A 19,002-nucleotide genomic window follows, 5' to 3' on the forward strand; every position below is an offset into this window, starting at 1 on the left:
CTTACGCTCCGGTAACTTTGACGGCCCGGTTGGGCTCGAGCCGAACGGTTTTCTGTCGCGTCAGATAATTCGCGACGACGTCCCAGATCGGCGGCCCTTCGGTGCCTTCGTTGACGCTGGCCCAGCCGGCGACCTGATACTCCCTGGCGGGGTCGATCGGCGCGCCGGTCTTAGCCAGCTGCATGTCGGAGATGCGCTGGCCTTGCGGCTTGGCGACGTCGATCGCGTAGGACAGTCCGCCGATCCGGACCATGTCGCCGCCCTGCTGGTAGTAGGGATCGACATTGAACAGGTTGTCGGCGACGTCCTCGATGATCTCCTTCAGCCGCGCGCCGGTCATGCCCATGCGGTAGACCGCGGGATAGGTGATCGCGGTGGCGTTGGTGACGTCCTCGAAGGTGATGTCCTGCCCCGGCAGCACGCTGGTGCCCCAGCGGAAGCCGGGCGACAGCGCGATCTCGGCGTCGCGCTCCTGCATCAATGCCTGGCAGATCAGGTCGTCGAAGGTGCCGTTGAAATTGCCGCGCCGGTACAGCAGCGAGTCAGTCTTGCCGAGCACCTTGGCGAGATCGGATGCGAAGGGTTTTCGGACCTCGGCGATCTTCGCGGCCATCTCGGCGTCCGCTGTGATCACGTCGGAGAATAGCGGGATCAGCTTGTACCTGAAAGCCTTGACCTCACCGTCGCGGACGTCGAGATCGAGCCGCGAGACGAACTTGCCGGAGGAGCCCGACGCGATCAGCAGCGTCTTGCCGACCTTGACGGCTTCAGGCAGTGCGTCATGGGTATGTCCGGTCAGGATGACGTCGAGCCCCCTCACGCGGCCCGCCAGCTTGCGGTCGACGTCGAAGCCGTTGTGCGAGAGCAGCACGACGAGCTGCGCGCCGCCCTTGCGCGCCTTGTCGACCTGCGCCTGCACGTCCTCCTCGCGCACGCCGAACGACCAGTTCGGAATCATCCAGCGCGGATTGGCGACAGGCGTATAGGGGAAGGCCTGGCCCAGCACCGCGATCTTGACGCCGCCGCGCTCGATCATGGTCGAGGCCTCGAACGCCGCCTCGTTCCATTCGGTATCGCGGATGTTGAGGCCGAGGAACGGGAAGCCGAGGCCTTCGATGGCCTGCTTGACCCGATCGGCGCCGTAGGTGAATTCCCAATGTCCGGTCATGGCGTCGGGCTTGAGCAGGGCCATGCAGTCGATCATGTCCTGGCCGCGCGTCTTCAGCGACGTCCACGATCCCTGCCAGGTGTCGCCGCCGTCGAGCAGCGCGACCTTGTCGCCGCGCTCGGCACGGATCGCCTTGATCACGGTCGCGGCGCGGTCGAGGCCGCCGATCCGGCCATAGCTCTTGGCGAGCGCTTCGAAATCCTCCGAGGTCAGCGCATAAGCCGCCGACGAGCCGGGCGCGATGCCGAAGCGGGCGAGGAACTCCTTGCCGGTGACGTGCGGCGGAAGGCCCTTGGCCTCGCCCACCCCGAGATTGGTCGAGGGTTCGCGGAAATACAGCGGCATCAGCTGGCCGTGGATATCGGTCACATGCACCAGCGTGACGTTGCCGAGCGGCTCGAACGCGAGCAGCTCCTTTTCGGTCAGGCGCTGCTGGGCAACCGCCCGGGTCAGGCCGGAGCCGACACCGCTCGACAGCGCCGCCGTTGCCGCGGCAACCTGAATGAACTCGCGGCGAGAGATCATGCGCAAAACTCCTGCAAGCTCATCGTTTCAGTTGCGCACCGACGGCGTCTCGACCGGCAGACCGATGCCGCGCCAGGCGACATAGAGCTCGAGCGCGAGGAATTCGTCCGAGAGCGGCTTGAACGGCTCGGCACGCACGTCGAACATGCAGCCTTCGAAGCGCTCGTGCAGCGGCACCAGGCGCTGGTCGCGCAGCCGATAGGTCGGAAAGCCGTTGGTCTGGCCCTGGCTGAGGAAATCGGCGCGCATGAACTTGCCGTTGTTGCGCTCGTGGCAGGATTCGCAGGCGAGATCGAGCTGGCCGTAGCGGGTGTAGTAGATCTGCTTGCCGCGCTCGAACCAGGACGACATCGGCCCGTCGGTCTTCACCGCCACGGGCATGCCGTGCGACTGGTAGCGCACGAAGGTGGTCATGTCGGTGAGCTCGCGGGACTTGAACTTCCATGGCTCGGCCTTCATCTGCTCGCTGCGGCAGATGTTGATGCGCTGCTCGAGATTGACCGGCCTCTTGAGCTTCTCGTCCCATTTCGGCATGGCGGCGCCGACGCCCTTCATGCTGGTCTCGGCATCGCCGTGGCAGCTCATGCAGGACTTGCCCTCGCTGCCCTCGACCTTCTTCCAGCCATCCGCCGCGCGCTCCACGGCGAGGAAGCCCGGATTCTCGAGGTCGTCGTCCTGCAGCGCACGGGTCTCCTTGCTGCGGAATTCGTAGCCGGAGATGATGGTCTTGAAGACGTGGCCGGGCGGCGCGGCGATGCCCTTGCGCTCGACTTCGTCCGCGACCGCGAGCGTCGCAGCCGACGCGGCGGCCGCGATCACAGCGGCCAACCCCAGATATCGTCGCGCCATCGATGCCTCCCTTAATGCGCGGTGCGCATCATGCCTTGAGCGCAATCTTCTCTTCGGCCGTGATCACGGTGCCGTCGTCGTCGGTCCAGGAGAACTTGAACGTGCCGGCTTCGTCGACCCTGGCGTCGAACTGGACGTAGGGATTGGCCGAGATCGCCGGTTCGAGCGCGCAGGAGAACACCGGCTTGCCGTTGAACTCGCAGGCGAACTTGTTGATGATCTTGCGCGGAATGGTCTTGCCCTGCGCGTCCTTGCGCTGGCCCGATTCCATGACATGCGAGACCAGGGTCTTGATCTGGATCACCTCGCCCTTGGCCGCTTCCTTGGGAAGCTTGATGCGCGGTTTGTCTGCCATCTGTCTTCTCCTTAAGCCCTTAGCCGCCGCAGCCGCCGATGGTGACCTTGACGGTCTTCTGCTCCGTGAACAGCGAGCCGTCGCTCATCTTCGCGACCGCGACCACGTTCTGCGTGGTCGCGAGCCGGATCCGGATCGAGGCTTCCGCCTTGCCCGACAGCGGCGTGAACGACAGCGTCGCCACGCCCGCGTTCGGGTTGCCGTCGGCGATGATCAGGACGTCCGTGACATGGGACTCCGCGGTCATCGGGCTTTCGATGTTGATCGACAGCGGCACCGTGTTGCCGTTCTCCGCGATCTCCGGCAGGTCGAGCGAGATCTTGCCCTTGGCCGGCTGCTTGCCGCCGGTGAACTTCTCGATCCACTTCGCCGCGTCGTTCGTCACTTCGGCATCGGCCGCCATCGGCATCAGCGTCAGCATGACGAAGCCGCCTCCGAGCGCAAATGCCTGCCGTCGATTGATGGCTTTCATTCCTGATCCTCCTCGCCGTCAGTTCAGCGTCTTGAGAAAAGCGATGACGTCCTCGACCTGCGCGGCCGTCAGAATGGATTTGCCGACGAATTCCGGTCGCACCCGGCTGAGGCCCTCGTTCCTGAAGAACGCGGGCATCACCGTGTTGGTGAAGATGCGCTTGGGGTCGGCGACGATGAGGCGCAATTGCGCTTCGCTGTAGCGGCCGGCGACACCGTCGAGCGACGGGCCGAACTCGCCGTGGAATTCCTCGGATTTCAGGCTGGTGACCTGGTGGCAGGCCAGGCAATTGCCGAGCGTGCGCGTCAAGAACACCTTCTTGCCGGCGGCGGCATCGCCGGGCGCGCCGGTCAGGGATTTCGGCAGGGAGTCGTTGACGATGTCGAGCTTGATCGGCTCCTTGACGGACTCTTGGGCGAGAGCGCCGCCGACCGACAGACAAAGTGCAAACGCAGCCGCAAGCGAGCGCCGCATGTTTCCTACCCTTATCGCGGGGTGACGCCCGCTCTTGGTCACGATGGACTCACGATCCATCAAATTCAGTTATTATGATATGTTCATATGATTGGCGGCGTCAAGCGGAATTCGAGCGGCGCCTGCACTCAGCCGTTGGCGGCCAAAAAATCCCGGAACGAGCCGCGCTCATAGGCGCGATCGCGCACGAAGCGAAACATCGCCAGAAAATGCGGCGGCTTGAGATAACCGGGGGCCCGCGCCACCTCGCGCGCCATCGCCTCTTTGGTTTGGAGGCCTTCCGCAGACGGCGGAAAGAACTGAAAGGTCGGCGTGAACCTGATGCCGTATTTGCGAGCGAGGTCCTTCTCCGCCAATTCCTCGCGGTCGAAATCGATCACCTTGCGCGAGCCGACCAGATTGAGCTGCAACACCTCGAAATTGTCGCGGATATAGCTCGCGATGCCGGCTTCGGCGAAGTTCACCAGATGCGTCTCGCGGCAATAGGGACAGCCGCGCAGCTCCCACATGATCGCGAGGCGCTTGCCGCCGGCAGCCGCGCTCTCGAGGTCCTCCCGCAGATCGAGGAAGCTCTGCAGAAACCAGGGCTCGTGATAGAGCCCGTCTTCGCCGACGGCGGGCTCCGCCGCCGCCGCGCCGCGGCCGGCCAAGGCCGCGCCTGCTGCTAGTGCGAGCAGGCCGCGCCGCGTCGGTGCGCGCAGTGACATCGGGGCCTGGTGCGTTGGAAGATCTTGCGCGTTGCTCATTTTTATTATGATATTCGAATACACGAATGTGACAAGGAATTCCGATCTTGCGCTGCACCATCGTGCTGCTGATGTGGCTGGCCTCGAACGCGTTCGCGTTCAGCGCGGAGACGGGCAAACTTGCGGACTTCACGTCGGCGATGGCCCCGATCATGGCCAATCTGCGCACGGCCGCGAGCTATGCCCGCACCGGAAACGTCGCGCTGGCGCAGGTCGAGACCGACGAGGCGGTCGCCCAGTGGAAGCGCCTCGCACAAAACACCGCCCTGCCCGCTGACGCGCCGCCCGAGTTGGCGGGATTTCTCGCGCGAGGTCACGAGCGGCTCGCGATGATCGCGGGTGCGCTCGATCGCGGCGACAATGCCGCCGCCGGCCGCGAGCTGCTGGCGCTTCGGCAAGCGTTTCACGCGCTCCGGCGTCAGGCTAGCCTGTACGATCTCGGCGATTGCATCTTCGAGATCGCGCCCGCCATGGAGAGGTTGCGGGTCGCAGCCGTCAGATTCGGCGAGCAGCCGGCGCCAGCGAACGCCGAGGAGACGGTCGCGGCCGCAAGCGCGTTCCGCGATCGGCTGCAGCGCTGCAACGAACGGGCAAATGGCGAGATCGCCGCTCAGGGCGAATTCCGCCGCCTGATCGATGGCGCCATCGCCAGCAGCGGCGAGATCGCCCAGGCCGCGAAGGCCGGCGACGGCCCCCTCGTGCATCGCTACCTCATCGAGCTGCAGTCCTTCGCCCAGTTGCTCGACTTCCGCTACGGCTAGCCTCAGCCGATGCGGGTCAAAGCAGGGAAATGCTCGAGCAGCCATTCCGAGACCGCAGGCATCAATCCGGTCAGGAACATCAGACCGGTCGCAACCAGGAAGACGCCCATCGTCTTCTCGATCAGGCCGAGATGCCGGCGCATGCGGCCCAGCGCTGTGATGAAGCGGCCGGTGAAGGCCGCTGCGATCAGGAAGGGAATGCCGGTCCCGACCGAATAGGCGAGCAGCAGCAGCGCCCCTCGCCCGGTCGTGTCCTCCGAGCCCGCCATCAAGAGCACGGCGGCGAGGATCGGGCCCGCGCAGGGCGTCCAGCCAAAAGCAAAGGCGAGGCCCATGACGAAGGCCCCCGCCACGCCGGCCGGGCGATTGTCGACCTGCACGGTCGCGCTGCGATAGAGCAGCGGAATCCTGAGCAGCCCGAGAAAATGCAGGCCCATCACGATGATCAGCCCGCCCGCGACGATGCCGAGCGTCGACAGATGCGCGGAGACGAAGCGCCCCGCAATCGAGGCGGTCGAGCCGAGCGCGACGAAGACCAGTGAAAAGCCCGCCACGAAGGCAAGCGCCGAGAGCAGGATGCGCGGTCGCAGATCCGGCCTGTCGCCGGACAGATCCGTGACCGAGACGCCGGCCATGTAGCACAGGAAGGGCGGGACCAGAGGCAGGATGCAGGGCGACAGAAACGACAACAGCCCCGCGACAAAAGCCGCCCCCAGCGTGACGTCCAAGGTCATTTCCGCCCCATCCCTAGCACATATACGAATTTAATGATATAAAGCGCCAAGGACGTTCACAAAGCAAGCCCGCGAGGCAAACCAAAAGGGCCGGTTACGCAGCATGACCAGAATCATCGCTCTGCTCGCCCTCGCGATCTCCCTCGCGCTGCCCGCCTCGGCCTCGCGCGCCGCCGAGCTCGTCATGTTCGAGCGGCCCGGCTGCGCCTGGTGCGCGCGCTTCAACGCCGAGATCGCGCCGCTCTACGACAAGACCGAGGAGAGCCGGGCCGCACCGCTCCGCCGGGTCGACCTGAACGGCCCCCGTCCCGCCGATCTCACCGGAATCGACCCCGGTCCCTTCACGCCGACCTTCGTCGTGGTACAAGAGGGTCGCGAGATCGGGCGCATTCGCGGCTATCCGGGGGATGCCTTCTTCTTTGGCCTCTTGGACCGAATCCTGTCCAAGGCGGGATCGGAACCCGAGAGGTCGTGACTGGTCTTGCGATTTGCTGAGAGGAACTTGACGCGATGCCGTTGCCGAAGCTGAAGGAGATCGAGGGCTCCGCCGAACTCGAGCAGATGATCGAGAAGGCGCGCGAAGCCAGCGACATGCTCAAGGCGCTGTCTCACGAGTCCCGATTGCTGCTGCTTTGCATCCTCGCCGAGGGCGAGAAATCCGTGACCGAGCTCGAGCAGTTCCTGGGCGAACGGCAATCGACCGTCTCGCAGCAGCTGGCGCGGCTCCGGCTCGACCGGCTGGTGACGACCCGCCGCGACGGCAAGACGATCTACTACAGTCTCGCCAGCGAGGACGTCCGCAAGATCCTCACTGCCGTTTACGACGTGTTCTGCGAGCCGGTGCGCCGGCGCCGCCGGTAGTTTCTTCCGCGCTGGCTTTTCGCGCCCTGACGGCGCAGATTACCCGCGGGCCGAACAAGAAAAGAAGCGGGAGGAATGCTGAGCCCTTCGACCATCGCGTTCGCATGCGGGCTCGCCGCCGGAGCCGTGCTTGGGGTTGCCGGCCGCGCGGGGCGTTTCTGCACGCTGGCGATGCTCGAGGACGCATTCTTCGGATCGGATTATCGCCGGCTGAAATCCTTTGCGCTGGCCGCTTCGGTCGCCCTGCTCGCGACCCAGGCCCTCGCGGCGTTCGGCATCGTCGATCTCTCGCGGTCGATCTACCTCACGGCATCGATCGGCCTTGGCGGTGCGATCATCGGCGGGCTGATGTTCGGCGTCGGCATGGCGCTGGTCGGCACGTGCGGCTTCGGCACGCTGGTGCGCGTCGGCGGCGGCGATCTGCGGGCCATCGTGGTCTTCCTCGTGCTCGGCCTGTCGGCGCTCGCGACCATGCGCGGCATCACCGGCATGCTGCGGCTGACGCTGATCGAGCCGTTGTCGGTGCGGCTGCCCGAGGGCAGCACCCAGACCCTGACATCGCTGCTCGGCGCGGGCGGCACGATGCGCGCGATCCTCGTCGTCGCGATTTCCGCCGCGCTCGCGTTCTGGGCCCTCGCGGACGGCAAGCTGATCCGGTCGCCGCGGCTGCTGGCCTCCGGTCTTGCCGTCGGCGCCGCCGTCGCATTCGGCTGGTTTGCGACCGGATGGCTTGCCGACGACGAGTTCGATCCCGTGCGGGTCTCCTCGCTCACCTTTGTGGCGCCACCTGGTGACGCCATTCTCTACATCGCCACCTTCTCCGGAGCGCGACTCAATTTCGGCATCGGCTCGGTCGCCGGCGTCGTCGCAGGCTCGTTTGCCGCCGCGATGCTCGCGCGCGGCTTCCGCTGGGAGGCGTGCGACGACGCGCGCGAGTTGAAACGTCACATGTCCGGCGCACTGCTGATGGGCATCGGCGGCATCATGTCGATGGGCTGCACCATCGGCCAGGGCCTGAGCGCGTTCTCGACGCTGGCGGTTTCTGCACCCATCACGATGGTAGCCATCGCCTGCGGCGCACGCCTCGGGCTCGAGTTCACCATGACCGGCGAGTGGATGCCGGCCGTGCGCAGGCTATTCGGGGCCTCGACCTGACGAAGTCGCTGTCGCCGAGACAAAACCTAGAACGTTCCGGCGACAGTCAGCCGGAACGTCAACGGCTCCACGGGGTGCAGCACGTAGTCCATCACGCCATTCTGACAGACTGAAGCGGGCGCGGTGCCCGATGCGCAGAGGTTGTAGAGCGTGTCGGTCTTGAGCATCGACCCATAGGCATAACTGATCTGGTTCGCTCGCGTGTTGAAGAGGTTCAGCACGTCGAGCTGAAGGCGCCAGCCATTGTCGGTGCGATAGCCGAGGCGGCCGTTGAAGATGCTGGTCGCAGAGGAGCGGAATGCGTTGTCCTCCGTCAACGGGCTCGACGCCAGATAGCGCCAGCGTAACGTTCCGAACCAGCCGGTCTTTTCGCCCAGCGTGATGCCGGCCGACGCCACCATCGCCGGCGCGTTCGGAATGTAATTGCCGGGCGCGTTGCCTATCTGCGCCTCCGGATAGCCGGCGAGCGAGGCGTAGACCTCGGCCTGCTCGCTGTCATAGCCGCGGAAGCGCGCATGGGTCATGGCGAGATCGGCGTCGATGTCGATCCAGGACCTCGGCCGGTAGTGGTTGGTCCACTCAAAACCGTAGCGGCGGCTGGCGCGGGTCGCCGAGGTGTCGCCGGCATCGCCGGAGAACAGGATCTCGGAATCCTGGTCGAGGATGAAAAGGCTGAGCGAGGTGTCGAGGCCGGGAACGATCCTGCTGCGCACACCGACCTCAGCCCCCTTGGTCCGCACCAACAGCGGCGACGGCGTCAGCCTCGTTGCGGGATCGCCGGGGTCCTCCGTCGTGGTCGCGCCACGCGCGTCGTTGGAGTGCATGCCGTAGCCGGCGCCGAGGAAGAACTCGGTCTGATTGAACGGACCGAGCACCATCCTGAATTTCGGGCTGCCGAGCGCGGCGTCCGCGCGGCCGGAATTGTTGGCGTTGAACCGCGACGTCACGTCCGCCGCGTAATAGTCGCCGCGCCACCCCACCGTCGTCCTGAGCCAGTCCGTCCAGCGCACGGTGTTCTCGGCATAGAGGCCGACGCTGCCCTCCCCGACCTTGTCGCTGCGGACGTTGGAGAGGAAGCCGCGTTGGAAGGTGTTGGTCAGCGCGAGATCGATCGCATCATAGCGCGACTGCAGGCCGAAGGTGGTCTGCATCGGCAAGCCCGCCAGCGAGCCGTTCAGCGTGCGCGAGATGTTGGCGCCCGCCATCAATCGGTCGTCGTGCTGGTGGAACTGGTCGCCGAGAACGGGATCGCTGAGGAAATAGGTGAAATTGTTGAAGAGGTCGAGCTGGCTCTTCACGACATAGGCGTTGGCTTTCCACGAGCCGAGTTCGTCGCTCTGCGCGATCCGGCCCGAGAGCGCAAAGCGGTTGGTGTTACCGCCGTCGCTCGGGTCTTCCGAGCCGAAGCGGCTGAGAAAGCCGCCCGTGATCGCGCGCTGCGGCACCTGGTCGGTCGAATTCCATGTGTTGGCATAGGCCATGCCGGTGACGGACACGCCGTCGGTCGCGGTGCCCTGGCTGTAGCGCACGAGGCCGTTGAGCTTGCGCACATTGTCCGGATTGTCCCACGGACCGTTATAGGTGCCGATCTCGCCGGCCACCAGCAGCGCGCCGTCACCGACCTTCGCGGAATCCATGCCGAGCAGGCGGCGGTAGCCGAAGCTGCCTACGCCCACTTGCGCCAGTCCCTTGGTACGGTCGATCAAGCCGACATGAACGCTTCCAACCGAGGCGAAATCGCCTTCGTCGGCGAAGTACGGGCCTTTGCGCACATCCACCGAGGCGATGGTTTCCGGAATCAGCCAGTTGAGATCGGCATAGCCCTGGCCGTGCGCGTGGGTGCGCATGTTGACGGGAACGCCGTCGACAGTGATCGCAAGGTCGGTGCCATGGTCGAGATTGTAGCCGCGCAGGAAATATTGGTTGGCTTTGCCCTCGCCGGAATGCTGCGTCACGATGAGACCGGGCACGGCTTCGAGCGCCTCGCCCGGTCGCGTGAACGGGCGCGCGTTGAGCTCTTCGCCGGCGATGGTGATCTCGCTGGCCATGCCGGGCCGGCTCTTTGCACCGGAGGCAACGCTGCGCCCATCCGAGCCTTGCGTCGCCGCCGGATAGACGAGAAGGCGGCGGCCGGCTGCTTGGGGCTTGCCGGAGCGGCGCGATGCGACCGGCTTCTTGCGTCCCGTTGTCTCGCCGCCACCGACCTGAATCGGCGGCAACTCGCGTGAGGCGTCGCTGCTCTGCGCCAACGCGCGGCCATCATCCCCGAGCAGCACCAGAACCGACAGTGCCGTCAGCGCGCCGCCGCCACGGCAAGGCTCACGCCGCCTCGGTCGCATCGACGCATTCCAGAGCTTTCGACGTAGCCCGCCGCCGATCACCTTGGAACATGCGGCGATAAAGCACGACCGAGGCGAGCCAGGCGATCGCGAACAGCCCGATCACGGCGAACCCGACATTGGCGAGCGACTCGTTGAGACCGTCGACCAGCGTCCACACGCCGCCGGACAGGCCGAGCCGGTCGGCGGCCAAGCCGAGCGCCTCGATGCCGCCGATCAACAACGCGACGGCCACTGAGGCGCCGGTGATCGTGAGGTTGTACCAGAGCTTTCGCAGGGGATCGACGAACGCCCATCGATAGGCGCTCACCATCAGCGCGGAATCGGCGGTGTCGACCAGCGCCATGCCGGCGGCGAACAGCGCTGGGAAAACCAGGATATCGGCCACCGACGCGCCGCGCGCGGCTTCGGTTGCGGAGATGCTGAGCAGGCCGATCTCGGTTGCCGTGTCGAAGCCGAGCCCGAACAGGAAGCCGAGCGGATACATGTGCCAGGGCTTCGTGACCAGACGAAACAGCGGCCCGAGCAGTCGCGCGAGCACGCCGCGATTGGCGAGCAACCTCTCGAGGCCCTCGGCGTCGTGAACGCCCTGCTCCCGGGCGGTACGAAACGTCCGCCACAGGCCGACGAAGATGACGAGGTTGATGGCCGCGATCACCAGCAGGAACAGCGCCGACACCGACGTGCCGATGAGGCCGCCGATCTCCTTGAGCAGGCTGTCACCGCCAAGGCTGACCACGCCGAGCGCGAGCAAGATGGTCGCGACCATGACGACGGTGGAATGGCCGAGCGCAAAATAGAGGCCGACGCTGTGCGGCGCGCCGCCCGTCTGCATCAGCTTGCGCACGACGTTGTCGATGGCGGCGATGTGGTCGGCATCGACGGCGTGGCGCAGGCCGAACACCCACGCCAGCAGCGCGGTCGCCAGCACCGTCGGCCGGTCGCCGAACAGCGCGAAGGCCCAGGTCCATGCGGCGATATTGGCGGCGATGAGCCCCCCGAACAGCATCATCGTTCCGGGCTCGATCGCTCCTAATGTCCGCCTCACCGCCAGCTCCATCACTCAATCCGCAGTATGAGGTTTATCAAGAACCCTCATACTGGCAAGAGCAAGAGCCGCGCCAGTTTCGCCTCAGGGCCGAAAGGCAGCCCGAAACGGAAGCCACCTCATTGATTCAATGGACGATTTTTTGAGGCCCTCGCACGGCGCCGGGGTGGAATGCGCGGCTTCGATTGGCAAGCAACTATCCACTTCGACGACCATTTGACCGGTCCGCGCGGGCCGGTTTTGGACCTGCAGGCCGCAAGGGCCGCGATTACATGTCCACGCTCATCGACAGCAGATAGGTACGTGGCGCTCCCAGGAAGAACGTTCCGAACGAGGCCACGCTGGACCAGTAGCTCTTGCCGGTCACGTTCTGGATGTTCGCGCGGAAAACCGTCTTCCTGCCGTTGATCGCCGTGGTGTAGCGGGCGCCGAGGTCCAGCCGGGTCCACTCCGGAATCGGCTGCTTGTTCGCGGAGTCGACGAACTGCTTTCCGGTGTAGATGACGGCCGCATTCAAGGTGAGATCTCTCATCCACGGCAGATCCCACTCCGCCCCGATATTGGCCTGGATGTTCGGAACGCCGATCGGCGTGTTGCCCACATTGGCCGCGACGGCGGTCTTGGTCAGAGTGCCATCCAGCAGCGAGATGCCTCCGAGGAGACGAACATCCGGCATGAGCTCGCCGTAGACGTTGAACTCGAGCCCGCGGACTCGTTGCTCGGCGGTCGCCGCGAAGCGCCCGACGGACAGCTCGCCGCTCGCCTTCGATATCTCGAAGGCGCTGAAGGTGGTTGCGATCCGACCGAACTCCACCTTGACACCGGCCTCGTACTGTTTCGCAACGTAGGGAGCAAGTATTTCGCCGGGATTGGAAACACCCGGCTGCGTCGGCGCGATATCGCCCTTGCTTAGACCTTCGACATAGTTCGCGTACAGCGAGACATGCTCCAGGGGGCGGACCACGAGGCCGACCACCGGCGTGACGGCGGTCTTGTCATAGGACGTCGTCAGCGTGCCAACATTGGAGGCATAGTTGTTCGCCTCGATGCCCTGGTGCCGGACACCCAGGGTCAGCAGGACCCGCTCGTCGAGCACGGACATGGTGTCGGCAATCGAAAGCCCGGTGAGCTGACTGTCCGAGAGCCGGGGCCGATCGCTGATCTCGTTGGCGAACTGGGTTGGCGCGATGGATGGATTGTAGATGTTCGAGGCGACCGGACTTCCATTGGTGAGCCGCCGGTACAGCGCGTCATGATAGACCGAGGCCTGGAAGGCAAGGGCATGGTGGACGAAGCCGGTATCGAAGCGGGCGCGGAGGCCGCCGTCATATGTGGTTCGGTCAATGGTCAGCCCGAAGAACTGCGGCGTCGAGGTCGTGTCGCCATTCGTGTTGACGATGGTCGGAAGACCGAAGAAGCGCTCGACATTGGTCTTGGAGCCGCCGACGTCCGCGAACAGCGTGACCTGGTCGCTGAGATCGTATTCGGTGCGCAGCAACGCCGATTTGTCGGTGATGTGCGACCATTCCCAGGGCTGGGTCACGTTCAACCGGCCGTCCGGCGCCTTTGGCACCTGCAGGCCGGGAGCCATGAGAAACGGACGCGACGGAGCATCGAACCGATCGGTTTGCGCGATGAGGTAGAGCCAGGACCTGAATCGCTCGCCTTGATAGTCGAGCGCCAGCGATCCGACGCCGGTCGTTTCGGATTGGCGATCGATCGGCGTGTCGCCGTCGCGGAGGCTCCCGCTGGCGCGGACGCCCCACTCCTTGCCGTTGCCGTAACGCCGCGCGACATCCCAGTGACCGCCGAAGCGCGCGGCCGAGCCGTAGCTTGCGGTCAGCCGGGTCAAATCCTCTTCCGCGCGCTTGGGCACGACATTGATGACGCCGCCGACGCCGCCATTGGGCACCATGCCGGAGAGCGCGGCCGAGGGGCCTTTGAGCACTTCGAGGCGCTCGACGTAGTCGGTGAAGATGCGATAGGTCGGCGCGATTCCGTAAAGTCCCTCGAAGGCGAATTCACCGTTGTTGCCTTCGTTGATCGGGAATCCGCGAATGGTGAAGGAATCCACGATACCGCCCGTCGGGTGGGAGCTTCGCACGGACGGATCGAGAATCAGCGCATCCGCACCCGTTGCCGCCTGCCGATCCCGGATGAATTTATCCGTGTAGCTCGTCACGTTGAACGGTGACTTCATCGTGCTGGTATTGCCGAGCAATCCCAGCCGCGCGCCTTGCGCGACCTCGCCGCCTGCAAAGGCGGGAGCCACGCCCGATTGCGCTCGCGCTGCGACGGTTTCGACTTGCGGAGCGCCACGCACGGGCGCGCGCCGCGAACTCGATCGGGCCCGGACATCTTTTCGCTGAGCCGGTGCGCGGCGCGCCGCTTGTTGCGGCGGAGCCTCGACGGTCACGGGGGGAATGGAACTGCTGCCTTGTACCGTTTGCGATCGAGCAGGTGATTCAAACCACGCGAGCAATGCCACTCCGCTCAGCAGCGTCGCGCCAAAGCGCGCCACCGTCTCAACTCCACCCGTACGTCGCATTTCCAGAACGCCCTCATCGATGGCCCTCTCTAGAAAGGCGTCATGATGACGGCAACGAAAATGCGACCGCCGCGGTTTAGAATGTCTCGATCATCGACGCGTGCAGTGGAAGAACATCTGGAACGATTCAAGGCGGCCGTGGGTTCGCTCAGAAATGACGTAACGCGGCTGGATCTGCGACAGCACGTCACTTGCAAAATGCGAAGCGATCGATGTTACGTATCTCTCGTCGCGAGACGAGCGATGTTGAGCTGGTGAATCTGGCTGGTGCCCTCATAGAGGCGGAACAGCCGCACGTCTCTGTACCAACGCTCGATCGAGGAGTGATCGGCGATGTAGCCGGCGCCGCCGAACATCTGCACGCAGCGATCGGCCACGCGGCCGCACATCTCCGTCGCGAAATATTTGCACATCGACGCTTCGAGCGCGATGTCTTCGCCTCGGTCGCGCTTGCGGGCTGTTTCGAGGATCATCGATTGTGCCGCGAAGATCTCCGTGCGGCAGTCGGCGATCATCGCCTGAACCAGCTGGTAGCTCGCAACCGGCTCGCCGAACTGAACGCGGCTCTTGGTGTGGCGGATCGCCATGTCGAGCATCCGCATCGCCGGTCCGGTCGACAGCGCGGCCAGATGAATGCGCTGCTTGTTCAGCACCTTCATGATGGTCTTGAAGCCCGCGCCTTCGCGGCCGCCGATCAGATTGACCGCGGGCACCCGGCACTGGTTGAAATAGACCGCGCTGACGGGCGAGCCCGCCTGTCCCATCTTGCGATACGGCGTGCCGGTCGAGAGGCCGGCGCTGCCGCGCTCGACGATGAAGGCCGAGACGCCCGCCGCGCCCTTCGAATGCGGATCGGTGCGCGCCGTGACGGTGAAGACGTCCGCAAGTGGCGCGTTGGTGATGAAGCACTTCTCGCCGTCGAGAATGTACTGATCGCCGTCGCGGCGGGCGGTGGTCATCACGTTCGAGGCTTCCGAGCCGGCGTCGGGCTCGGTCACGGCGAGGCAGCCGGTCCACTCGCCGCTGGCTAGGCGCGGCAGATAGGCCTGCTTCTGCTGCTCGGTACCGTCGGCGACGATCCCCTCCGAGCCGATGCCGGTGTTGGTGCCGACGCGAGCGCGAAAGGCGACCGAGCATTGCGACAGCTCGAACGCCGCCAGCACGAGCTCCTCCGTGGTGAGGCCGGCGCCGCCATAGGCCTCCGGAATGCTCCAGCCGAAGAAGCCCTCTTCGCGCATGGTGGCGACGATCTCCGCCGGGATCTCGTCGGCCTCCTCGACGCGCGCCTCGGCGGCAATGGCGACGTCGCGGACAAAGCGGCGGACACGGTCGAGCAGCGCTTCGAAAGCAGCGGGGTCGCGGATCATGACATTGGCCTTCCGGTGCGGCTCATTCCTGGAGCGCTTCCTCCCGACGCGCGCGAATCGTCGGCAGCATGATCAGGAGGATCGCGATGGCGGCTGCGGCGAGCAGGCCCGCCGAGAGCGGCGAGGTCAGCAGCACGGTGGCGTCGCCGCGCGACAGCACCATGGCGCGGCGGAAGTTCTCCTCGATGGCCGGGCCTAGAACCAGACCCAGCAACAGCGGCGCCGCCGGCAGTTGCAGCTTGATCAGGACGTAGCCGAACACGCAGAATATTGCGGCCTCGTAGACCTCGAACGTCCCGCTGTTGATGGAGTAGACGCCGATCGAGCAGAACACCATGATCGCCGGGAACAGATAGCGATAGGGAATGGTGAGCAGCTTCACCCACAGCCCGACCAGCGGAAGATTGAGGATCAGCAGCATCAGATTGCCGACCCACATCGAAGCGATCAGGCCCCAGAACAGGGTCGGATTCTTCGTCATCACCTCCGGTCCCGGGTGGATGTTGTGGATGTTCATGGCGCCGACCATCAGCGCCATCACGACGTTGGAGGGAACCCCTAACGTCAGCAACGGGATGAACGAGGTCTGGGCGCCGGCGTTGTTCGCCGATTCCGGACCGGCAACGCCCTCGATGGCGCCCTTGCCGAACTGTTCTGGATGCCGAGACAGCTTCTTCTCCAGCGTATAGGACGCAAAGGACGACAGCACCGCACCACCGCCGGGCAGAACGCCCAGCAGCGTGCCGAGCGCCGTGCCGCGCAGCATCGCCGGCACCATGCGACGGAAGTCGTCGCGGGTCGGAAACAGATTGGTGATCTTCTGCGTGACCAGCGACAGCTTGTCGTCCTGCTCGAGATTCCGAACGATCTCGGCGAAGCCGAAAATACCCATCGCCAGCGGCACGAAATCGAGGCCGTCGAACAGCTGGGGAACGCCGAAGGCAAAACGCTGGCTGCCGCTGTTCAAATCGGTGCCGACGAGGCTCAGGAGCATGCCGAGCACGACCATGCCGATGCCTTCGATGAATGGACCGCTCGACAGCACCGAGGCCAGGATCAGGCCGAGGATCATCAGCGCGAAGAATTCCTTGGGGCCGAACAGCAAGGCCGTCGCCGTCAGCGGGCCGGCAAGGGCGGCCAGCGCCAGCGTCGCCACGCATCCGGCGAAGAACGAGCCGATGGCGGCGGTTGCGAGCGCGACGCCGGCGCGGCCTTGCTTGGCCATCTGGTAGCCGTCGATCGTGGTCACGACGGACGAGGACTCGCCCGGCAGGTTGACGACGATGGCCGTGGTCGAGCCGCCATATTGCGCACCGTAATAGATCCCGGCGAGCATGATCAGCGCAGCATCCGGCGGCAGCGCATAGGTGATCGGCAGCAGCATCGCGATGGTTGCGAGCGGGCCGAGGCCGGGAAGCACACCGATCAGGGTCCCGAGCAGACAACCGAAGAAGGCGTAAAGGAGATTGGCGGGTTGGACTGCGGTGGCAAAGCCAATCGCCAGATTGTGAAAGAGATCCATCGATCGGCCCGTTCAGTTGAGAAGCGACGGCCAGACCGGCAGCTGCAGTCCGAGGCCGTAGACGAAGACGGCGAGGCACAACGCGATGAGCACCGCTGCATTCGCCAGTGCGCCGCTCCAGGTGAACTCGTGGCTGGCCCGGCTCGACACCATGATCAGAACGAACAGCGCGCCGACGAGGCCGAGCGGAAACAGCAAGGCGCCGAACAGGACCACGGATCCGGTGATCCAGGCGAGCCCCTTGAAATCCCATCTTCGCAGCACCTGCCGCTCCGCGGTCGATGTCATGGCACCGAGCGTCACGACGAGACCGATGACGGCGAGCACGATCGCGAGCAGGCGCGGGAAATAGCCCGGTCCCATTCGCGCGGCCGTGCCCGCCGGATAGTTCAGCGCCGTCACGAAGAAGAAGACCGCAAAGGCGAGGAACAGGACGCCCGCGGCGAACGCCCTCTGATTGCGGATCGCCAATCCCTTCATTGCCGTCCTCCCTCGCCGGATCCCATGCTCTCTGCAGCGGCCTTGGCGTTTGCGGCGCGCTCATCGAGCGCCTCCATCAGGACCGGCACGCCGACAGCGCAGGCATGGACGCCGAGATGGGCGGTCATCTGCAGAACCTGAAGGATCTCGCGCTGGTCGATGCCGAGCCGCAGGGCCCGCTTGATGTACATCCGCAGCCCCTGCGGGTTGAGCGCCGTGAAGCAGGCGTTCAGTGCGATCGAGATCAGGCATTGCGAGCGCCCGTCGAGCCCGTCCCCGCCCCGTCCGCCTGCGAGGAGATCCAGCAAGGCTGCGAAATAGCCGGGATCGCGGCGCAGCCACAGCTCGCAGAAGTCGGGCCAATCGGCGAATTGCGCGATGTAGGCATCGCGCAATTTCTGCTGCTCTTTCGTCAATTCGGAATGATCGACCTGAAGGCCAGCCTCTGCCAATTCCTCGGCGAGGATGCCGATGCCGACATGACAGCCCTCCAGCCCCTGCGTCGTCGCGAGACGGAAGACGTCGACGATCTCACGCGCCGTGGCCCCCGCGTCGAGCGCAAGCCGCAGATGCAGGGCGAGGCCGGAGCGGAACAGATGCGTCGCCGAGCCGTCGAGGGCGACGTAGATCAGCTCGCACATCTTGCGAGACAACGGTCCGTTCTCCGCGGCATAGCCCGCATATTTGCCATAGGTCTGGAGAAACCCGGGATCGAGCCGCAGCAGGCCTTCCGTCCAGGGCCGCCAATAGCCGCGCGCCTTGACATAGGCCTCTTTCAGCGTCTGTTGCTCCCGCGTCAGATCGGACATCGCGCGTGCACCTTCACGCAATGTTGGTCAGGGTGATGCCGCCGTCGACGGTGAGCACCTGCGCCGAGATGAAGCCGGCCTCGTCGCCGGCGAGGAAGCAGATCGCCTTGGCGATATCGTCGACGGTGCCGAGACGCCCCAGCGGCGTGCGCGCGATCCGGCGCGCATCGAGCTCGGCGTTGCGGTTGCGCATGGTTCCTTCGGTCGGAATCGCCGAGGGCGCCACCGCGTTGACACGGATGTTGCGCGCGCCGAGCTCTGCCGCGGCCGCGCGTGTGATGCCCATGACGCCGGCCTTGATGCCGCTGTAGACCATGCTGTTCTTGGCCGAAAGCAGCCCGGCCACCGAGGCGACATTGACGATGGCGCCGCCACGCTCTGCATCCATGACCTCCGCGGCGGCCTGGATGCCCCACATCACCGCCTTGAAGCCGATGTTGAGCATGCGCTCGACCGTTTCCGGCGCAATGTCGGCGACCGACTGATAGCGGACCCAGGCCGCGTTGTTGACGAGAATGTCGAAGCGCCCCTGGCGCTCGGCCAATCCAAGCACTGCGTGCCGCATGCCGTCGCGGCTGGACACGTCCTGCGCGACGGCATGCGCCTCGCCGCCCGACGCCTTGATCGCCGCCACCGTGCCGTCGACGAATTCCGGCTTCAGATCATTGACGCCGACAATCGCCCCACGGGCGGCGAGCTTGAGCGCCGTTGCGCGCCCGATGCCGTTCCCGGCGCCGGTGACGAGTGCGACGCGGCCTGCGAGCGTCTGATCCCTGGTCTCGGTCATGG

General features: G+C 65.3%; 19 protein-coding genes. 4 read left to right on the forward strand and 15 right to left on the reverse strand.

What is annotated here, in order from left to right:
• Position 1 precedes the first annotated feature (1 nt).
• The 6 genes from soxB to SE92_RS11385 form a co-directional block, all read right to left on the reverse strand.
• Positions 2-1,693: a thiosulfohydrolase SoxB gene (gene soxB, locus SE92_RS11360; RefSeq protein WP_063195780.1), complete on the reverse strand. Its 1,692-nt coding sequence runs from the start codon at positions 1,691-1,693 to the stop codon at positions 2-4.
• Between the two features lie 27 nt (positions 1,694-1,720).
• Positions 1,721-2,542 carry a sulfur oxidation c-type cytochrome SoxA gene (gene soxA / locus SE92_RS11365; RefSeq protein ID WP_063195781.1) on the reverse strand — a complete coding sequence of 274 codons (822 nt, stop codon included), beginning with the start codon at positions 2,540-2,542 and terminating at the stop codon, positions 1,721-1,723.
• Positions 2,543-2,570: 28 nt separating this feature from the next.
• Positions 2,571-2,897: a thiosulfate oxidation carrier complex protein SoxZ gene (soxZ, locus tag SE92_RS11370; RefSeq protein ID WP_063195782.1), complete on the reverse strand. Its 327-nt coding sequence runs from the start codon at positions 2,895-2,897 to the stop codon at positions 2,571-2,573.
• A gap of 19 nt (positions 2,898-2,916) precedes the next feature.
• Positions 2,917-3,369: a thiosulfate oxidation carrier protein SoxY gene (gene soxY, locus SE92_RS11375; protein ID WP_063195783.1), complete on the reverse strand. Its 453-nt coding sequence runs from the start codon at positions 3,367-3,369 to the stop codon at positions 2,917-2,919.
• 18 nt (positions 3,370-3,387) lie between these two features.
• Positions 3,388-3,843: a sulfur oxidation c-type cytochrome SoxX gene (gene soxX / locus SE92_RS11380; protein WP_063195784.1), complete on the reverse strand. Its 456-nt coding sequence runs from the start codon at positions 3,841-3,843 to the stop codon at positions 3,388-3,390.
• Positions 3,844-3,971: 128 nt separating this feature from the next.
• Positions 3,972-4,550 (reverse strand): SoxW family protein, encoded by a 579-nt coding sequence (locus SE92_RS11385; RefSeq protein WP_157095326.1) that lies wholly within the window; start codon positions 4,548-4,550, stop codon positions 3,972-3,974.
• 86 nt (positions 4,551-4,636) lie between these two features.
• Between SE92_RS11385 and SE92_RS11390 the strand changes: the two genes are divergently transcribed.
• Positions 4,637-5,350, forward strand: coding sequence for a hypothetical protein (locus SE92_RS11390; protein WP_063195785.1), 714 nt, complete (start codon positions 4,637-4,639; stop codon positions 5,348-5,350).
• A 2-nt stretch (positions 5,351-5,352) separates the two neighbouring features.
• Here SE92_RS11390 and SE92_RS11395 read toward each other — a convergent pair whose 3' ends face one another.
• Complete coding sequence (locus SE92_RS11395) at positions 5,353-6,084, reverse strand: cytochrome c biogenesis CcdA family protein (protein WP_063195786.1); 732 nt, start codon at positions 6,082-6,084, stop codon at positions 5,353-5,355.
• Positions 6,085-6,187: 103 nt separating this feature from the next.
• Between SE92_RS11395 and SE92_RS11400 the strand changes: the two genes are divergently transcribed.
• The 3 genes from SE92_RS11400 (at position 6,188) to SE92_RS11410 (ending at position 8,100) form a co-directional block, all read left to right on the forward strand.
• Positions 6,188-6,559 (forward strand): thioredoxin domain-containing protein, encoded by a 372-nt coding sequence (locus SE92_RS11400; RefSeq protein WP_063195787.1) that lies wholly within the window; start codon positions 6,188-6,190, stop codon positions 6,557-6,559.
• 35 nt (positions 6,560-6,594) lie between these two features.
• On the forward strand, positions 6,595-6,945 hold the full coding sequence (locus SE92_RS11405) for an ArsR/SmtB family transcription factor (RefSeq protein WP_028137430.1): 351 nt from the start codon (positions 6,595-6,597) through the stop codon (positions 6,943-6,945).
• 75 nt (positions 6,946-7,020) lie between these two features.
• Positions 7,021-8,100, forward strand: coding sequence for a YeeE/YedE family protein (locus SE92_RS11410; RefSeq protein ID WP_063195788.1), 1,080 nt, complete (start codon positions 7,021-7,023; stop codon positions 8,098-8,100).
• Positions 8,101-8,126: 26 nt separating this feature from the next.
• Here SE92_RS11410 and SE92_RS11415 read toward each other — a convergent pair whose 3' ends face one another.
• From SE92_RS11415 to SE92_RS11450, 8 genes are all read right to left on the reverse strand, one after another.
• Positions 8,127-10,439 (reverse strand): TonB-dependent receptor, encoded by a 2,313-nt coding sequence (locus SE92_RS11415; protein ID WP_063195789.1) that lies wholly within the window; start codon positions 10,437-10,439, stop codon positions 8,127-8,129.
• On the reverse strand, positions 10,420-11,499 hold the full coding sequence (locus SE92_RS11420; protein ID WP_063195790.1) for a HoxN/HupN/NixA family nickel/cobalt transporter: 1,080 nt from the start codon (positions 11,497-11,499) through the stop codon (positions 10,420-10,422). The genes SE92_RS11415 and SE92_RS11420 overlap by 20 nt, the downstream gene beginning before the upstream one ends.
• 256 nt (positions 11,500-11,755) lie before the next feature.
• On the reverse strand, positions 11,756-14,035 hold the full coding sequence (locus SE92_RS11425) for a TonB-dependent siderophore receptor (RefSeq protein WP_198172611.1): 2,280 nt from the start codon (positions 14,033-14,035) through the stop codon (positions 11,756-11,758).
• A 215-nt stretch (positions 14,036-14,250) separates the two neighbouring features.
• The gene (locus SE92_RS11430) at positions 14,251-15,402 is read right to left on the reverse strand and encodes an acyl-CoA dehydrogenase family protein (RefSeq protein ID WP_063195792.1); all 1,152 of its coding nucleotides are present in this window, start codon (positions 15,400-15,402) and stop codon (positions 14,251-14,253) included.
• A 22-nt stretch (positions 15,403-15,424) separates the two neighbouring features.
• Entirely contained in the window at positions 15,425-16,924 is a 1,500-nt protein-coding gene (locus SE92_RS11435) for a tripartite tricarboxylate transporter permease (protein ID WP_063195793.1), read from the reverse strand.
• 12 nt (positions 16,925-16,936) lie between these two features.
• On the reverse strand, positions 16,937-17,404 hold the full coding sequence (locus tag SE92_RS11440; RefSeq protein ID WP_084251796.1) for a tripartite tricarboxylate transporter TctB family protein: 468 nt from the start codon (positions 17,402-17,404) through the stop codon (positions 16,937-16,939).
• Entirely contained in the window at positions 17,401-18,213 is an 813-nt protein-coding gene (locus SE92_RS11445) for a carboxymuconolactone decarboxylase family protein (RefSeq protein WP_063195794.1), read from the reverse strand. Before SE92_RS11445 ends, SE92_RS11440 begins: the two co-directional genes overlap by 4 nt.
• 13 nt (positions 18,214-18,226) lie before the next feature.
• Positions 18,227-19,000: an SDR family NAD(P)-dependent oxidoreductase gene (locus SE92_RS11450; protein WP_063195795.1), complete on the reverse strand. Its 774-nt coding sequence runs from the start codon at positions 18,998-19,000 to the stop codon at positions 18,227-18,229.
• Positions 19,001-19,002 lie beyond the last annotated feature (2 nt).

The organism is Bradyrhizobium sp. AT1 (assembly GCF_001590795.1).
GTDB lineage: Bacteria > Pseudomonadota > Alphaproteobacteria > Rhizobiales > Xanthobacteraceae > Bradyrhizobium.

Coding starts and splice junctions, on each gene's coding strand:
- SE92_RS11385 (WP_157095326.1), bottom strand. CDS start 4,550: ATGTCACTGCGCGCACCGACGCGGCGCGGCCTGCTCGCACTAGCAGCA.
- SE92_RS11405 (WP_028137430.1), top strand. CDS start 6,595: ATGCCGTTGCCGAAGCTGAAGGAGATCGAGGGCTCCGCCGAACTCGAG.
- SE92_RS11410 (WP_063195788.1), top strand. CDS start 7,021: ATGCTGAGCCCTTCGACCATCGCGTTCGCATGCGGGCTCGCCGCCGGA.
- soxY (WP_063195783.1), bottom strand. CDS start 3,369: ATGAAAGCCATCAATCGACGGCAGGCATTTGCGCTCGGAGGCGGCTTC.
- SE92_RS11445 (WP_063195794.1), bottom strand. CDS start 18,213: ATGTCCGATCTGACGCGGGAGCAACAGACGCTGAAAGAGGCCTATGTC.
- soxB (WP_063195780.1), bottom strand. CDS start 1,693: ATGATCTCTCGCCGCGAGTTCATTCAGGTTGCCGCGGCAACGGCGGCG.
- SE92_RS11425 (WP_198172611.1), bottom strand. CDS start 14,035: ATGCGACGTACGGGTGGAGTTGAGACGGTGGCGCGCTTTGGCGCGACG.
- soxZ (WP_063195782.1), bottom strand. CDS start 2,897: ATGGCAGACAAACCGCGCATCAAGCTTCCCAAGGAAGCGGCCAAGGGC.
- SE92_RS11450 (WP_063195795.1), bottom strand. CDS start 19,000: ATGACCGAGACCAGGGATCAGACGCTCGCAGGCCGCGTCGCACTCGTC.
- SE92_RS11415 (WP_063195789.1), bottom strand. CDS start 10,439: ATGCGACCGAGGCGGCGTGAGCCTTGCCGTGGCGGCGGCGCGCTGACG.
- soxA (WP_063195781.1), bottom strand. CDS start 2,542: ATGGCGCGACGATATCTGGGGTTGGCCGCTGTGATCGCGGCCGCCGCG.
- SE92_RS11435 (WP_063195793.1), bottom strand. CDS start 16,924: ATGGATCTCTTTCACAATCTGGCGATTGGCTTTGCCACCGCAGTCCAA.
- soxX (WP_063195784.1), bottom strand. CDS start 3,843: ATGCGGCGCTCGCTTGCGGCTGCGTTTGCACTTTGTCTGTCGGTCGGC.
- SE92_RS11395 (WP_063195786.1), bottom strand. CDS start 6,084: ATGACCTTGGACGTCACGCTGGGGGCGGCTTTTGTCGCGGGGCTGTTG.
- SE92_RS11430 (WP_063195792.1), bottom strand. CDS start 15,402: ATGATCCGCGACCCCGCTGCTTTCGAAGCGCTGCTCGACCGTGTCCGC.
- SE92_RS11440 (WP_084251796.1), bottom strand. CDS start 17,404: ATGAAGGGATTGGCGATCCGCAATCAGAGGGCGTTCGCCGCGGGCGTC.
- SE92_RS11420 (WP_063195790.1), bottom strand. CDS start 11,499: ATGGAGCTGGCGGTGAGGCGGACATTAGGAGCGATCGAGCCCGGAACG.
- SE92_RS11400 (WP_063195787.1), top strand. CDS start 6,188: ATGACCAGAATCATCGCTCTGCTCGCCCTCGCGATCTCCCTCGCGCTG.